General features: G+C 48.2%; 14 protein-coding genes. 11 read left to right on the top strand and 3 right to left on the bottom strand.

Annotated elements, in window-relative coordinates:
• The first annotated feature begins 69 nt into the window (after nucleotides 1-69).
• On the top strand, nucleotides 70-444 hold the full coding sequence (locus AMS66_RS05055; protein WP_053779748.1) for a RidA family protein: 375 nt from the start codon (nucleotides 70-72) through the stop codon (nucleotides 442-444).
• A 155-nt stretch (nucleotides 445-599) separates the two neighbouring features.
• On the opposite strand, the gene AMS66_RS05050 is transcribed toward AMS66_RS05055, so the two are convergent.
• Entirely contained in the window at nucleotides 600-1,358 is a 759-nt protein-coding gene (locus AMS66_RS05050) for a tryptophan-rich sensory protein (protein ID WP_053779747.1), read from the bottom strand.
• Between the two features lie 233 nt (nucleotides 1,359-1,591).
• Between AMS66_RS05050 and AMS66_RS05045 the strand changes: the two genes are divergently transcribed.
• Nucleotides 1,592-2,539: an arsenic resistance protein gene (locus AMS66_RS05045; protein WP_053779854.1), complete on the top strand. Its 948-nt coding sequence runs from the start codon at nucleotides 1,592-1,594 to the stop codon at nucleotides 2,537-2,539.
• 360 nt (nucleotides 2,540-2,899) lie between these two features.
• Here AMS66_RS05045 and AMS66_RS05040 read toward each other — a convergent pair whose 3' ends face one another.
• Nucleotides 2,900-4,531 carry a response regulator gene (locus AMS66_RS05040; RefSeq protein WP_053779746.1) on the bottom strand — a complete coding sequence of 544 codons (1,632 nt, stop codon included), beginning with the start codon at nucleotides 4,529-4,531 and terminating at the stop codon, nucleotides 2,900-2,902.
• Nucleotides 4,532-4,536: 5 nt separating this feature from the next.
• Nucleotides 4,537-6,363, bottom strand: coding sequence for a cache domain-containing sensor histidine kinase (locus AMS66_RS05035; protein ID WP_053779745.1), 1,827 nt, complete (start codon nucleotides 6,361-6,363; stop codon nucleotides 4,537-4,539).
• A 143-nt stretch (nucleotides 6,364-6,506) separates the two neighbouring features.
• On the opposite strand from AMS66_RS05035, the gene AMS66_RS05030 reads away from it, so the two are divergent.
• The 9 genes from AMS66_RS05030 (at nucleotide 6,507) to AMS66_RS04990 (ending at nucleotide 16,835) form a co-directional block, all read left to right on the top strand.
• Entirely contained in the window at nucleotides 6,507-7,388 is an 882-nt protein-coding gene (locus AMS66_RS05030) for a carbohydrate ABC transporter permease (RefSeq protein WP_053779744.1), read from the top strand.
• The gene (locus AMS66_RS05025) at nucleotides 7,389-8,225 is read left to right on the top strand and encodes a carbohydrate ABC transporter permease (protein WP_053779743.1); all 837 of its coding nucleotides are present in this window, start codon (nucleotides 7,389-7,391) and stop codon (nucleotides 8,223-8,225) included.
• Between the two features lie 404 nt (nucleotides 8,226-8,629).
• On the top strand, nucleotides 8,630-9,928 hold the full coding sequence (locus AMS66_RS05020; protein WP_053779742.1) for an ABC transporter substrate-binding protein: 1,299 nt from the start codon (nucleotides 8,630-8,632) through the stop codon (nucleotides 9,926-9,928).
• 438 nt (nucleotides 9,929-10,366) lie between these two features.
• Nucleotides 10,367-10,957 (top strand): TetR/AcrR family transcriptional regulator, encoded by a 591-nt coding sequence (locus tag AMS66_RS05015; protein WP_236703194.1) that lies wholly within the window; start codon nucleotides 10,367-10,369, stop codon nucleotides 10,955-10,957.
• Between the two features lie 78 nt (nucleotides 10,958-11,035).
• The gene (locus AMS66_RS05010; protein WP_053779740.1) at nucleotides 11,036-13,042 is read left to right on the top strand and encodes an alpha/beta fold hydrolase; all 2,007 of its coding nucleotides are present in this window, start codon (nucleotides 11,036-11,038) and stop codon (nucleotides 13,040-13,042) included.
• A gap of 240 nt (nucleotides 13,043-13,282) precedes the next feature.
• Nucleotides 13,283-14,233 (top strand): DUF1177 domain-containing protein, encoded by a 951-nt coding sequence (locus AMS66_RS05005; RefSeq protein WP_053779739.1) that lies wholly within the window; start codon nucleotides 13,283-13,285, stop codon nucleotides 14,231-14,233.
• A 97-nt stretch (nucleotides 14,234-14,330) separates the two neighbouring features.
• A complete protein-coding gene (locus AMS66_RS05000) occupies nucleotides 14,331-15,002 on the top strand; it encodes an AroM family protein (RefSeq protein ID WP_181014084.1) in 672 nt (223 codons plus the stop codon).
• A 19-nt stretch (nucleotides 15,003-15,021) separates the two neighbouring features.
• Entirely contained in the window at nucleotides 15,022-15,975 is a 954-nt protein-coding gene (locus AMS66_RS04995; RefSeq protein WP_053779737.1) for an aminopeptidase, read from the top strand.
• 227 nt (nucleotides 15,976-16,202) lie between these two features.
• Nucleotides 16,203-16,835, top strand: a complete 633-nt coding sequence (locus AMS66_RS04990) for an aspartate/glutamate racemase family protein (protein WP_053779736.1) — start codon at nucleotides 16,203-16,205, stop codon at nucleotides 16,833-16,835.
• Nucleotides 16,836-17,050: the final 215 nt, after the last annotated feature.

Raw genomic sequence — 17,050 nt, 5'->3', positions numbered from 1 at the left:
CTTCAAAAATGAGTTCGAGGCTTGTCTCCTCGCGGTGGCAGGACAACGAACATGAAGGAGAGCTCGTCCATGAAAAAACCAATCTCTACCGATCAGGCGCCAGGCGCCATTGGTCCATACAGCCAGGCCGTTGAAGCAGGAGATTTCATCTATACTTCCGGTCAGCTTGGTTTGAACCCGCAAACGGGTGAATTCGGAGCCAATGTACAGGAGCAGACTCGTTTGTCTCTGAGCAATGTGAAGGCCATTCTCGAAGCAGCAGGTACGAGTATGGACAAAGTCGTGAAAACGACTGTTTTCCTGAAAGACATGAATGATTTTGTTCCGGTGAATGAAGTGTACAGCACGTTCTTCGAACAGCCTTATCCGGCACGCAGCGCGGTTGAAGTTGCTCGTCTTCCGAAGGATGCACTTGTGGAGATCGAGGTCATTGCTCTCAAATAGGGGAGACGGATAATCGCCCCAGTAAGGATCAGCATTTTGCATAATTCAATATAATGCGCTTCCGGGTATGTATGCAAAATGCTCGGATACATAATAAGCCGATTTCTGGTCATATGACCGAAATCGGCTTTTTGAGTTTATATAACAGATCGGGATTAATCCCGATCCTGATTACGGGCGAAGAACAGCCATACCGCATAAATGGCCAGTACGATCGCAATGATAATTGCCGTATAATATACGGAGGTGACGTCTTTTTGTTTGAGTGCGATGGCAATGTATGCCCATGTAAAGACGAGTGGGTATACACTATCCCGGTAAGGAAAGCTCACCAGTACAGCCAGCACCAGGCCTACAATTAACATGATGATGGTCCAGGTAGGTTCACTGAGCCCGAAGCCATCCCAGCCGATTTTATATAATAATACAGCCGCATTGATTATGGTTGCCACGCTCACCCACCCAAGATATATGCTGATCGGCAGCTTCACGAGCCAAATTTCGGCAGTTGTGGGAAGGGTGATTGCACGCGTCTTTACATACAACATAATCAGGGATAGCAAAAGCAGAACGATGACGACTAATGCGAGTCCGATTTTTAGATTTTGAAAAGCAAAGATCCACGCTACATTAAAAGCACAGCTTGCTAGAAACCAGTAACCGAGGCGTGTAATGGAGTCTCTTTTCCACGAAGAGGGAACGAATTGATAGATGACAAAGCCTGCGAGCAGCAGATAGATGAGTCCCCATATGGAGAAAGCATAGCCTGCAGGGGTGAGCAATACAGGGTACATATCCGAAACTTCCTTGTTAGTCCTGCCTCCGATGGGCAGTGCGTTGGAAAGGTAGTTTACTACGATAACAGCGATAAACCCAATCGCGTTTAACCACTTGTACGGATTGTTACGTGACATTGAGTTTCCTCCTTGGTTTAACGAAAATGAATGAACCACGGGTCAGTCTACAATGAATATACCCAGTTCTTTCGCATTCTAATAAGAAGCCGCAAAAAAATTCACAGGGTCGTTGTCTGGCTATCCTGTGGTTTGCCGATCTCTTATTTGCTGTGCTACGTCTCAATGTACGCTGGTTGAAGTAGAAATATGTTCACTTTTAAGGAGGAAGAAGGTTGTTTACAAGAGAAACGATGGAGAAACAACAAACGTGGTTTTATGTCGCTGCCCTATTCGTGGGAGCAGTGATTGGGCTGGGTACCCCTGAATGGGGGTCTGCGCTGAATTATACGGTTTCACCGGTGCTTGCCATTTTGCTATATAGCATGTTTGCACAGATTCCTTTTTTACAGCTAAAAGAATCCTGGTCCAACCTGCGATTTATTGGAGCTTTGCTGGTCGCTAATTTTATCATTGTACCTGTAGTTGTGTGGTTGTTAACCCTGGCATTTCCGCAACCTCCTGCCGTACTCATAGGCGTTTATCTGGTGCTGCTCACCCCTTGCATTGATTACGTCATTGTTTTTACGCAGCTAGGCCGGGGCAATGAGAAACTGATGCTGGCAGCAACGCCAATTCTGTTTGTTATACAAATGGTTTTATTGCCGCTATATTTGTGGCTGTTCATAGGGAATGAAGCGGCACAGGTCATGCAGGTGGGACCTTTCCTGGAGGCTTTTCTGTTCCTGATCGTAATACCGTTACTTTTGGCTATTCTTACACAAGTCGTGACCCGAGGCAAAGCCGGAGGAGAACGGGTCATGAACGCAACAGCCTGGCTGCCTGTGCCCATGATGGCTCTGGCATTGATTGTGGTTGTCGCATCGCAGATCGGGAAGGTCTACGATGATTTTGCTGTAATTGTGGATGTTCTGCCCATTTATATTATTTTTCTGATTGTCATGCCCTTCCTATCACGAATCGTTGCAGCTCTATTCCGATTGGATACAGGTGCAGGCAGGGCCGTTATTTTTAGTTCAGGTACCCGAAATTCACTTGTCGTTCTGCCATTGGCACTAGCACTGCCTCAAGAGTGGGCCACAATTGCTGCCGCCGTGATTGTAACCCAGACGATTGTGGAGTTGGCGGGTGAATTGATCTACATTCGTATTGTTCCTTCGGTCATACTGCGGGATCGCTGATTTTTTAGAAAAGAAGATCCGGGTGTATTCATTAGAGAATGTCTTCAAACCTTAGGAAAGCCGAAGCGGACCTGAACGTGTTCGGAGCAGGCATACGCAAGGCATCCTGAATGTACAAGCAAGCGATTGAAACGCCGTTAAAGCGTAATTTCTCCCTTCGAGACTTTTTAGACGTTAACCTCCACCATAGGATAGCTGACCTGAATTTGAAGACAGACCCTAGAATGCATCCATATATTATGTAATTATGTAACAGGAAAGGGGCTATCCCAGAGTCATAACATGACGGGATGCCCCTTTTACAGTTCAACGAATAGAGCACGTTTTATTTAGTGGAATTTTCACAGTTCCGGAGACTCATTAAGCATTTCCGTCAGATAACGTTTTGCGGTACTCCCCCGGTGTGATTCCCTCCATTTTTTTGAACACTTTGCTGAAATATTTCTCATCCTGATAGCCGACCATCTCCGAGATCTTTGCAATTCGTAGGGAAGGGTTCTGTAACAGCAGCTTGGCGTTATTGATCCGCAGCTTACCCAAATACTCCGACCAGTTCAACCCGAACTGCTGCTTGAATTTGCGTGAAATATATTCGCGACTCAGGTAGAACCGTGCAGCAATCTGCTGCAGAGACAAGTCCTCCTGATAATGGGCATCCATATAACGTGCAATCTCACTCATCGGATCCGGTGTGGCGTGATGATGTGCAGTGAGTGCCTTTCCGGCTGCGAGCAACCGCTGTTCCAGCAGGGAGCGAAGCAAGGACAGCGATAACAGTCCTTCACGGTCCAAAGGTAACTCGGCGAATGGAATGGGTTGTTCCTCTATCGTTTCATCTTCCTCCTCCGGTGGGGCGCCTGCTGCATCGTCGAGCCAACGGCCAATCATCCATTCCATTTCATCCACCCATTGCTGTATCTGCTCCGCTGTTACAACATCGAGTCGGGTGATGGGATCAATCCATTCTGCGACAGCATTGGATACGCTGGAAGCCCGCCCGCTCATGGCTGCGAGTCGCAAGGGTTCCTCGAAGGTCGATAACCGCAGCCCCTTGTTTCCGATGGAGGACTCCAATGTATCGTGAATACACTGCTTCGTTTGCAAAGCATTACGTCGCCACAACCGCATGCTTGCTTCCTGATATGCTCCTGAGGTTCCCGTAGGATAAAACTCACAGCTGGAGATACCAAAATGAAGACGGCGCTGGATGGTTTGCTCCAGACCATCGTTCACTTTTTCGAGAATGGTTTGAAGGGATGAACACTGACCCCAGTAGAGGAGAACGACTTCATCCGGTTGATCAAGCTGGCGGAACACGACACCTTCGGCAGGTGGAGATAACATCTCTGCACAGATATTCAGCACGGAGAATACGAGCAGATCAGGCTGACTGCGATATTTTGCCAAACATTGAGCATCGAGATGGGAAAGGCTGGTGACGGCCACACTGCAACTGTCGATCTGCTTGGGCAGATTTAATTCATCCCGCAGCCGCTGGAATTGGCTATTGTTACTTCCGCGTCCCACAACAAGCTCGGTGAGCAGTCTGTCATGATAATGCGGACGCATCTGATTGACCACCATGGATTGTCTTGTGGACTGCATACGAACGGCATCGGCTTCTTTCCAGGCATCGACTGCTCTAAATAAGGATGAATTCAGTTCGTCTGCTTCGACTGGTTTGAGCAGGTAGTCCGTACCTCCATATCGAATCGCATGTCTGACCAGTTCAAAATCATCATATCCGCTGATGACCAGTACCTTGCTATTCGGGGCATGAACAGATATCCATTCCAGCAGAGCCATACCATCCTTGCCAGGCATTCGCATATCGCTGAGTACGATTTGCGGTTGATGAGCCGTGATGGCAGCGACCGCTTCGTAACCATCTGCCGCTTCATACAAGGTATCAATTCCTGCGGCTTCCCATTGACCAAGCAGCTTAATCGCATCGCGGACGTGTTTTTCATCATCGACAATCAAAGCTTTCATGTTGTTCACTCTCCCGCGTATAGTTTGACTATGATCTGCACGCCATTCGGTTCCAGATTGCCAATCGTAAGCGTCGCATTGTATCCCGGAGGTGAGTTCAGTTGGAGCCTGCGCATCACGTTACGCAATCCAATGGACTCGGTCTCATCCGGTTCTTGAGAGGAATCGGAAGATAGGGATGCCGGTCGCAACCAACGCTGAATCTCGGACAACTTGTCTTCCGGAATGCACGGTCCGTTATTTTCCAGCCGAATCTGAATCCAATCGTCAGGCGTTCGCTGACTGGATATGCATATCCTGCCTTTGCCGGGCTGAACATCCGCCCCATGTTTGAAATAATTCTCAATCAAAGGCTGCAAGGTCATTCTTGGCATTTCGGCGCGCAGGGTATCTTCGGCAAAATCCAGTTCAACTTCCAGGCGGTCACCGAATCGCTCTTTTTGCAGTTCCAGATAGAGCCGTGCATGCTCGGCTTCTTCGTGTAAAGTGACCCGCGTCTGGTCACGCATGCTATAGCGCAGCATTTTGGATAGGGAAGAGAGAAGCACATACACCCGCTGTCCTTGCTGTTGAAGCGCCAGTGTACCAATGGATTGCAACGTATTATACAAAAAATGTGGATGAATCTGGGCTTGCAGCGCTTTAAGCTGATTTGTTTTATTCGCAATTTCAAGGCGATATTCACGCAAAATCAAATTGTTCACCGTATCCATCATATCCCGGAAATGACGAGCAAGCACACCGATCTCATCCTGACTCGTTAACCGGATATCCACATGCAGGCGTCCTGCCTGAATCTGATTCATATAACGCATTAATTGCTTTAGCGGTCCGGTGATGCGGATCGAGATGAACAGGGTTGCCACAATAACCAATAACAGTGCAGCAATGGCGATCATGGCGTTATTCCACGTTAATGTGGTGGCACTCGCGTACAACGTTTCATTCGGAATCTGTTTAACAATGGTCCAGTTCGCAAATTTACTGCCTAACTGCTGGTACACATACATCGAATGATCCTGTTCAAAATGACCTGAAGCGGTCTGTGCTGTCCCTGCATCGGAACGTGCCGAATTTAACTCAGTCGCTGCCTCCTGCCGCAATGCATCCGTTCCGCTGACTTCCGACTTTCCTTCGTAAATAATCTGGTTCTGATTGTCGATGACATAGATCTGTTCCTTTGCCGGATCATACAGTCTGCTGCAAATTTCGGCAATGGTATCCATATTCAAATCGATGGCGAGCACACCCAGTCGTTCGGTCGAAGGTACATCCTTGATCACACGGTAAAGGGTGATCACTGTTCTTGGAGGGTCATCTGCTGACGCCGCCTTGAAGCCGTAGGAATGACTAAGGTGCGCCGATTCGACCCAGATATCCGGACTTTTATCGTCCGATTTTCCATGAAGCGAGTCGGAGTATGCCTGTTTGCGCTCTTCCCGCTTCGGGAAAGGATTCGCAATCAATGTCGATTGATTGGCAGCAAAGGAGTGCAGATACAGCTGAAATACATCGGGCACAGCCGAGCGTATCGTCTGCAGGGTGGTGTATACCTCGGCAACTGCGCGATAGTCGCCGGGGATTTTCGCCAGATTCCGCAGAAAATTCGGATCATTGTACACAGCCAGCGAAGCTCTTGTCACGTTATCCACATAATTGTTGAGATTGGTGGACGCCTGAAAGATCAGGCGTTTATTCTCGGCGACAGCCTGCTCGCGCAGGGCGTTCTTGGTCTGGATAAACGTCATGCTGATGGACGCCAGCAGAGGAATCGTCGTGGCAATAAGCATAAAAGCGATTAGCTTGGTGCGAATGCTGTAGTATTTTGACATCGTGACACCCCTTCTGGTTGCAGGTTAAGAAAGGACAATATTTTACACCCAACTGTTCACCAGGGTCGGTGTTTCCCTAAGCGAGATTGGGGTTTAATAGAACAAGAGACCAATTTCATCCATCTATAGAAGGGGAGAACGATATGAAGCATCGCAAATCTTCACAGCTGTTACAGCAGCTTGTGTTCGTGGGTCCCTCCATCGTCTTTTTTATTCTCATTATCGTGGTCCCTTTCCTGCTTGGCATGGTGTATTCCTTTACCGACTGGAACGGGGTGTCGGCGAACATTCATTGGGTAGGGTTCGACAATTTCAAGCAAATTTTCTCGAATGATCCCAAGTTTCTATCTGCGTTTTGGTTTACGGTGCGCTTCACCTTGGTTGGTGTAATCTTGACCAATGTGATCGGTTTTTTTCTGGCGTATTTCCTGACCAAACCGCTCAAGACGAGGAACTTTCTGCGCACGATCTTTTTTATGCCTAACGTGATCGGTGGATTGTTGCTCGGCTTTATCTGGCAGTTCATATTTGTGAAAGGGTTTTCAGCAGTAGGCGATGTAACCGGATGGTCCTTCTTTAACCTCCCATGGTTGGGAGACGAACCGACCGCCTTCTGGGGTATCGTCATTGTATTTGTCTGGCAAACTGCAGGGTATCTGATGGTTATCTACATCTCGTCCTTGACCAACGTATCGCAGGATCTGCTGGAAGCTGCCGAAATTGATGGTGCCAGCCGCTGGCAGGTACTGCGCAGCATTATTTTTCCGCTCATTATGCCGGGAGTCACGATCTGTCTGTTCCTAGCCATCTCCTGGTCATTCAAAATGTTCGATCTCAATCTGTCACTAACCAAAGGCGGACCGTTTGGATCAACAGAGTCGGTAGCACTGAATATTTACAATGAGGCTTTTGTGAACAATCGGTACGGCATCGGTACAGCCAAAGCACTTGTGTTCTTCGTAATCGTTGCCATTATCACCATGATTCAGGTGCGTGTGACGAAGAGCAAGGAGGTGGAGGCATAGATGGAAACGTCAAAAAATTATCGCTTCAGTACCATTGTAACCGAGATTGTGATGGTGCTCATTGGATTATTGTTCCTGGTTCCGTTTTACTTCCTGTTTGTCAATTCGGTCAAAACATTCGGTGACCTGCTTACCAATTCGGCCGCATGGCCGGAAGTGTTCCAATGGGGCAACTATGCGAACGCCTGGGAGAAAATTAAATTCCCGTCAGCGCTGATGAACTCACTCATCGTCACCGTAGTCAGCAATCTTCTGCTGGTGTTGATCAGCTCCATGGCCGCCTACCGAATGGTACGCAGCGATACCCGCTTTAACCGGATTTTGTTCGGCATGTTCATCGCCGCCATGGTGATTCCGTTTCAGTCTATCATGATTCCACTCGTTACTGTAACCAGTAATCTTGGACTGATCGATAGTCTCTTCGGACTCATCATCTGTTATCTCGGTTTTGGTGCACCGATGTCCATCTTCCTGTTCCACGGATTCGTCAAATCGGTTCCGCTCGAAATTGAAGAGGCAGCACGAGTGGATGGAAGCTCCGCTTACGGCGTGTTCTTCCGGATTGTATTCCCGCTCATGAAGCCGATGTATGTTACCGTCATTATCCTGAATACACTCTGGATCTGGAATGACTATCTGCTGCCATCCCTGATTCTGCAAAGCTCCAATTTGCGTACCATTCCGATTGCAACCTTTGCGCTCTTCGGACAATATACGAAGCAATGGGATCTAGCCCTGCCTGCACTGGTGCTTGGCATCATGCCAATTATCATCTTCTTCCTGCTGATGCAGAAATACATCATTCAGGGGATTACCGCTGGATCAGTTAAAGGGTGAGTGCGAGGGGGTGTGCGGCTCCGGGATCATGTGCGCTTTCGGTCGCTGTTGCTCCTCGGTGGCCTGAATAAATTAAGGCAAAGAAGCCACCGAGTATCAAAGGCGAGCGCTCCGCTCCTCCACGCATCATGATCCCCCCGCTCCTACCTCGCACGGAGGTGTGCAAAGGGAGTCATGCTCGCATAGCCTGGGTCTGACTCCTGAAGAGAAATGATCAAGTACGAAAAGTTCAAAAAAGGGAAGAGCAAGTACGAAAAGATGTAAAGCAAAATTGGTAAAGCAAAGAGGTATGCAAGGGCGGGCTGCTCCGGGATCATATGCGCTTCCAATCGTTGTTGTTCCCCGGTGGACTGAATAAAACCAACAAGCTGTTATACTGAAACTACTATAGGGAGAGTGTATGTATGAAAAGAATGACCAAGTTGACGTTGCTTATGCTAATTGCTTTTTCCGTAATGCTCGCAGGTTGTGGCAACGGAGATAAGAGTGGAAGTCCTGTCAGCACAGACGCCAAAGATGGCGGGAGTGCCGCTGCCGGGGACAAAACGATTAAAATCTTTCAATTCAAAGTCGAAATTGCGGAAGCGCTTAACCGTCTCAAAGCGGAATATGAATCATCCCATCCAGGCATCAAGCTGGACATTCAGACCGTGGGTGGCGGCAGTGACTATGGCGCTGCATTAAAAGCCAAGTTCGCTGCTGGCGAACAACCGGACATTTTCAACGTTGGTGGATATCGTGAACTGGACACATGGCTGGAATACCTGGAAGACCTGTCAGGTGAATCATGGGTAAAAGATGTGCTTGAAGTTGCCAAAGAGCCGATGACCAAAGACGGTAAACTGTATGGACAACCGCTGGCGCTGGAAGGCTATGGCTTCATTTATAACAAAGACCTTTTCCAAAAAGCAGGCATCACTGAAATTCCAACCACATTGGAACAATTGGATCAAGCTGCACAGAAACTTCAAGCCGCAGGTATTACCCCGTTCTCCAATGGATATCAGGAATGGTGGGTACTCGGCAATCATAACGTAAACGTGGCATTTGCGAATCAGGCAGATCCGGTGAAATTTATCCAAGGCCTTAACGAAGGGACAGAGAAAATCCCTGGTAATCAAGTGTTCACGGACTGGATGAACATGCTCGACTTAACGCTGAAATACAGCAACAAAAACCCACTGACAACTGATTACAATACTCAAGTGACCCTGTTTGCAAGTGGAGAAGCAGCGATGATGCAGCAAGGGAACTGGACTCAGGTACAGATTGATGGAATCGATCCGAATCTGAATCTCGGCATTCTGCCAATGCCAATTACGAATGAACCGAATGACAAATTGTTTGTTGGCGTACCGAACTACTGGGTTGTGAACAAGAATTCGCAAGTGAAACCGGAAGCGAAAGAGTTCTTGGAATGGCTCGTGACATCCGATATCGGAAAACAATACATGACCAAAGAATTCAAATTTATCCCGGCGTTCAGTTCCATTCAGGCATCCGAAGAGGATCTGGGTGACCTCGCAACCGAGATCATGAAATACAGCCAAGAGAACAAAACATTAAGCTGGAACTTTAACCGTTTCCCTGAAGGTGTTCCACAAGAATTCGGCAGCACGATTCAGGCATATGTAGCAGGCAAATCGGACAAAAAAGCCCTGCTTGATGCATTGCAACAAAACTGGGATAGTCTGAAAAAGTAAACCAACACGGATTACCCATCCGTATAAGTAAAGTATGAGGGGTCTCAACCTTGAATGGTTATCCACATACTAGTATCCACAGGCTTGAAGTCATTCGCATATGATTTGGTTAAGTAGTCAACTCAAATAGGTCAGCCAGAATTGCATTCTGGTTGGCCTATTTTTTAGTTTTGGGGCTCCAATATCGAAGATTGGAACAATCAACTAAAAAACTGCTTCTGAAATGTGGATAACTCCATCATATTCAGAGGCTCAATGACATATTTAACACAGGGTTAATACTATATGTGGATATCCTGTGTGTACAACGTTCTAAATGTGGACAAGTGCGACAAATTTCGGGCAAAAATCATCTTTTGTTAGCGGGAAAACTTGTGTTTGTTTAATTAGAACTGTATAGTTCTAAATATGACGAATGAAAAATCAATCTCGGGATCTGTGAAATCCAAGAGTTCCAATCCGGTCAATCGGACCAAGGCAGTCGAAGTAGCCGCTCAGTTATTTTTGCGTCAGGGATACAGCTATGTCAGCATGGATGAGGTCGTGCGGGCAAGCGGAGTGTCCAAATCGAATATTTATTACCATTTCAAAAACAAGGAGGAATTGCTTCAGGCCGTGGTGCAATACTGGATTGCCCAATATGAATCGGAGCTCTACCTGCTGCTTAGTCAACGGGAACGAGAGGTGACGGAACGAATTTATTCGTTCATAGCGTTACTGTCCGCAGGCATGGAAGGGCGCGATTATAAAGGAAGTTGTCCATTTATTACGTTGTATATGCAGACACCAGCCAGCGCACCCGAAGTAAAAGAAAGTATAGCCCGTTTCTTCCGTGAGTTGCAGCCCATGATGGAAAAGCTGTTGCAGCAAGGGCTGGATCGTGGAGAATTCCGCAAAGGGATTGAGCCGGGACCAGCGGCTGCATTATTTATTGCCGCATTGGAGGGTTCACTTGTGCTCGCGGAGACTGCGCGTGATATAGGGATTATTGAACAATCAGCACGTACATTTTGTCAGATGCTTCGGTAAACGAAGCTCTTTTTTTGGGTAATACTAGTACTGTATAGTACTAAAATGAATAGTGATGAAAAGGGAGAGATATTCGAAATGATTGTACATACTTCATCATTTTCAAACTTAGAACGTAAGACTGACCCCAATCCGGCTATGAACAATATGGCGACTGAATCAACCACTATTCTGATGACGGGAAGTACCGGTTTTATTGGCAAGGAGGCAGTAAAACAACTTGGAGACACTGAAGCGCAGTTATTGCTGCTTGTACGCTCTGAATCCAAAGCAAGGATGGTTCTGAATGAATACGGAGTAACGGATTTCAGCCGAATAACTTGTATTCAGGGGGATTTGTCAGCTCCTGGCCTTGGTCTAACCAAAGCCGATCGTGAGCGTGCTCTTCAGGCCAATATCATTATTCATGCAGGTGGGACGATGGATGTCACATTGCAACCGAAGGTGGCAGAACAGATTTTTATGAATGGAGCAAGAGGGATTGTCGAACTCGCCAAAGATATTCAGCGAATACACCGGTTGAGGCACTTTATCCACGTGGTTGGTTTTATGAGTCCGTATGGGAGGAAGGATTCTCCGTCCATATCTTCAGCCAATGAAGATGTTGGGGGTAAGTCAAACAGGCAGAAATCATGGATTAGCAAAGCGTTCCATTCCGAAAGTGCCTATGAGCATATGAAATTCGAAGCGGACCGTTATATTCGACAGCACGCTGAGCAGCATTCATATGTCTTATCTGTTGTAAACCCGAGTACAGTTGTCGGTCCATATCCCACAGGTGCAACTGAACAAACCGGCGGAATTGGTATGATGATACAAGCGATGAGAAGGCGGAGAATGCCGGTGATTCCCGGTGGTCTACAGCATTGGCTGCCGCTCGTATCCAATGATGTGGTTTCACAGACCCTTGTTTTCCTGACCCAAGACATCAATCCATCCGGCGGCACATATCCCTTGTTATCCAAAAAATCGGATAGTCCGGATATGAAAGAACTAATTCGGTTGCTGGCGGCAGAATTGGATGTATCTGCACCTCGATGGTCATTGCCCCTGTCCATGATCCATGCAGCCATGAAGGCTGGTGGCACAAAGATCAGCGGAATACCGCCCGAATCGATTGCGTTTATTACCAAACAGGATTTTGAAGTGCAGCAGACGGAGCAATTATTTCAGCGTATGGGACAACATCTGCCAGAAGTCAGCCAGCTGTTGCCTTACGTGACAGCCGATTTGGACTATCGTTTCAGCTATCCTTCACAGGAGGAGATGCCTCCGGGCTGGACTCGGACGCGCAAGGGCAATCTGGCGGTGCTGGTCCATGAGGGTCAGGGGGACCCATGGGTTATTGTTCATGGTTTGATGAGCAGTGCTGACGATATGATTCCTCTGGGAGATGCGTTATGGAGTATGACGGGAAACCCGGTATGGCTTGTGGATCTTGCTGGATTTGGGCGTTCTCCGGTTCATCGGAACAGGGGAAAAGGGATGGCCTTCAAAGGACAGGTCGAAGCGGTGCGAAGTGTGCTGGATGAGGTACAAGGTCCGGTCAAACTGGTAGGGCATTCCGTTGGGGCAGCGATAGCCGCGATGGTTATACAGGAGAGTGTACGTGAAGATATCCAGTTTGCCATGCTGCAACCCGTATGGGGAGCATCGAAGGACAGAATGCAGCGCCTGATATCAAGATTCCCGAGAAGAATGCTGCAAGGACTGTTATCGTGGATGACTCCACAGCAAGTGGCCGAGCAGCTAAAGAGAGCAGATGCTTCAGAGAACAATCCAATCCTGCTTGATGACTATGCAAGGAGAGCAGCTTCTGGTTTGAAATCACCCCGCATCGCAGGAGTGAATGCCGATCTGCTCCACTGGATACAGTCTCATTCAGCTAATGAAGTCTCGCAGATAAGGGCAGATGCACAGCGGACACTCATGGTCTGGGGGACAAACGATCAGGGATACTCGCGCCCCGAAAATATTCATTCATCCGTCCAACATGTGGAACTGCCCTATGGACATCAATTTCCCCTATTTCAGGCGGAGGAAACAGCCTCATTGCTTGTTGCTTGGCAAATGAACAGAAGGTAAGCGTCGAATTGAAGTGTTCAATCCAAGAATTACAAAATATTCAAGGCGCTCAATAATAAAATGTTAAATTATATTACACATATAGTTAGATAAAATGAATGAAAACGTTATTTTCACTCCCATTTATACTTGTCGCACAATAAAACGATGCTCATTTTGGCAAGGCGGTACATTGTGACCCTCTTCTGAACTGCGATAGACTTGATTTCAAGATCAACAGCTAAGAGGAGGATGTGTACGATGCCACTTCAGAAAACGTTATTGGCACTGGACGTGCTGGACAGCGCTTATGTAAATGGTGAGAGTGTAAAGCAATTATTTGTTCAATATCCACAGGTTTCCGTTGAAGTGCTGACCGTACAAGGGGAAAAGGGAAGTACGGATTTTGTTAAAATCATCATTCCCGGTACGGACGGTAAGCTGTCGGGAGGACAAGCACCGACCATGGGGATCGTAGGACGGCTAGGAGGAATCGGTGCTCGTCCAACGCGCATTGGACTTGTCTCGGATGCCGACGGCGCCGTCGCTGCTGTCGCAGCAGGGCTGAAGCTCGCCGATATGCAGACCAAGGGCGACTCGCTCAAAGGGGACGTCATTGTGACGACGCATATATGTCCCGATGCACCTACTCTTCCACATGAGCCGGTTGATTTTATGGACTCCCCAGTCGACATTTTGCAAATGAACGAACATGAGGTTCTGCCTGAGATGGAAGCCATTTTGTCCATCGACACGACCAAAGGAAACCGGGTGATTAACCATAAAGGCATCGCCATTTCGCCAACGGTGAAAGAGGGATACATTTTAAGGGTAAGTGACGATTTGCTCCGAATCATGGAGATGACCACCGGACAGCTGCCTGTGACTTTCCCGATTACGACGCAGGATATTACGCCTTACGGCAATGACTTATACCATATCAATTCCATTTTGCAGCCAGCTGTGGCTACACATGCACCCGTTGTAGGCGTAGCTGTAACAGCACAATCCGCGGTTCCGGGATGCGGTACAGGAGCAAGCCATGAGATTGATATTGCAAGCGCAGTTCGTTTGGTCGTGGAGACAGCCAAGGAATTCACGAATGGCACTTGTTCTTTCTACAACGAGGAGGAATATAACCTGATTACTCGTTTGTATGGATCAATGAAGGTGCTTCAGACCCCGGGGATACAAGCAGCTCCTTCTGCATAGTGTTTTTTGAGTAGGTTACAGTTGAAGCGGCAGATGGAAACGCTTTTGTGGACATATGTGGCATGTACCGCGGATCTGATATGTGGGAGGAAATAGGATGAAAAAGCTGCTTGGCATGATTACGATTGGACAAGCTCCACGGACCGATGTTGCGCCTGTCATTGAGAAGCATCTGGAGGGGCGAGCTGAACTCGTCCAGGTCGGGTTGTTGGACGGGCTGTCGGCAGCTCAGATCGCTGCGTTGGCACTGGAGCCTGGTGATTATGTGCTAACTTCCCGTCTGCTGGACGGCAGTGCAGCCATCGTATCCCGTGAAAAAATCAGGCCGATATTGGACCGCAAAATTCGTGAGATCGAAGCCTTGGGCGTCTCCAATATTCTGTTGCTGTGCACAGGTTCATTTCCGGGTCTGCGTTCAGCCAAAGTACATCTCATTGAGCCTGACCGCATTATTCCTCCAGCCGTACAGGCCATGGCCGATGGGCGCCGTCTCGGGCTTATCGGGCCATTGCCCGAGCAGGGGGGGCAGCTCGATCTGAAGTTTTCCTCTCTGGTCCAGCCTGCGTTTGCCGCAGCTTCCCCCTATACATCCGGTGAAGCCGAATTCCGTCAGGCGACTGAATCACTGAAGGGACGTGTTGAACTCATTTTACTGGATTGCATGGGGTATGATGAGCGTCACCGTCAGTGGGTTGCCAATGCCAGCGCAGGAATCCCGGTCATTTTGTCGAATGCTCTAATGGGTAAGTTAGTAGCGGAAATGGTCTGACACAGGAGGAGACGAACAAATGAATCAGCAACGAATTGACGTCAGTAAAAATGTTTTGGTGGAATGCCTTGGACTTCGCAGTGGTGAGACGCTGGCTGTCGTGGCGGATGATGCCAAGAGAGAACTGGCCGAATCCATATATGAAGCGGGCAAGGCATTGGGAGCAGATGCGGTGCTTATGGTGATGAAGGAACGAAGCAAATCCGGTGAAGAGCCGCCTGCACCGATTGCCGAAGCGATGAAGCGTGCAGATGTCGCGGTATGTGTAACCCGTTATTCACTAACCCATACGCAGGCTCGTAAACAGGCGGCAGCTGCTGGAACCCGGGTAGCCACAATGCCGGGTATGACGGACGATATGTTCATGAACGGCGCTATCACCGCAGAATATCCCAAAGTGAAGGCTTTGACAGATAAGGTTACAGCCATGCTAAGTGCAGGCAGCAGTGTCCGCATCGAGAAAGATGGACACCAGCTGTCGTTCTCAATACAGGGACGCAATGGCGTGCCGAGTACGGGCATGTACCTCAATCCAGGTGAGTCAGGCAATTTGCCTTCCGGCGAAGCTTATATCGCTCCGGTGGAAGGCAAGGGAGAGGGTGAAATCCTGGTGGATGGCTCAATCGCAGGAATAGGCGCGATTAGCGAACCTGTTCTATTAACGGTTAGAGATGGCCGACTTGTTACGGCGACTGGCGCTGAAGGAGACAAGTTGTTATCCATGCTAGGGGAAGGTGATGGTCGAATTCTTGGAGAATTCGGCATTGGCACCAATGACAAGGCTCGAATCACAGGTGTTGTCCTGGAGGACGAGAAAGTCTATGGTACGATTCATGTTGCTTTTGGAAGTAATAATACCTTTGGTGGCACAGTTGCAGCTGGTGTTCATATTGATGCCGTTGTGCAGAAGCCGGATGTGTACATTGATGATGTGTTGATTATGCGTCAGGGAGAATTGCTCGATCAGAAATAGAGCAGAAAAATCAAGAGATATCCTTGTGGATCAAAATAAAGGTGTATGAGAGCGTATGCACAACATATCCACAGTGGGGACCAATGCGTAAATTACGCGGTAGTTTTAGCGACAAATACACAACATATTCACAATAAATAAAGAGTTATCCACATAACTGGGGGTAACTATCAACAGTTTGTGGGTAACATACACACAAGATATCCACAGCCTGGGGAGGAATGCCGATGTTGGGTCTTATCAGAGTGATTACGCTTCATCATGAAGAGGATATCCACAGACACGGGGCATTGATTGAAGGTCGTTATGACATTCGGGTTCGGAGTCGCTGCATTCCCGATCAACCGCTAGGGGTATATGATCAGGCCACAGAGCTTGAATCGATTCCTAAAATTGTGGATCTGGCACGGGAATTGGAACAGGAAGGCTGTACCGCTATCGGTATCAGTTGTGCAGCCGATCCGGCTCTTGCAGAAATGCGTGCCGCTGTTCACATCCCCGTCTATGGTGCTGGATCATGTGCTGCACATCTTGCGCTCACATCAGCAACGCGTGTAGGTGTATTGACCATCCTGGAGGAAGTGCCACTCCTGATTCGAGGAATACTGGGTGATGCCTATATCGGGATGGATCGTCCCGAAGGTGTGGTAACCACGCTGGATCTCAACACGCCACAGGGGCGAATTGCGGCTATGGAAGCCGCCAGAAGACTGAATGTGGAAGGTGCCGAGTCCATCGTTCTTGCGTGTACCGGTTTTGCCACGATGGGTTTCGCCCTGGAAGTGGAAAAAGAACTGCATATCCGGGCGCTTGACCCGATCTATTCATTAGGGGCAGCCGTGTCTGCGTTGAATAGCTGATCAAAAGAATGCCGGATGTGGGTATTGGATAGTTTAATGGTTTGGTTAATTTGATTTTGACGCCGATGCAATGTGAATAACTGCATCGGCGTTATTTGTGTTGAATAAGGTGGTATCGGGTCTCTTGGAGAAGTGTGGCGCCTATGTGTAAAGAGTGAGGGGATCATTTATCCATTTATCCTGTTTTCTAATGTGAAGCGATGAAGTGATGGATT

This window comes from Paenibacillus xylanivorans (assembly GCF_001280595.1).
Classification (GTDB): domain Bacteria; phylum Bacillota; class Bacilli; order Paenibacillales; family Paenibacillaceae; genus Paenibacillus; species Paenibacillus xylanivorans.
This window is presented reverse-complemented; position numbering and strand designations above follow the sequence as displayed.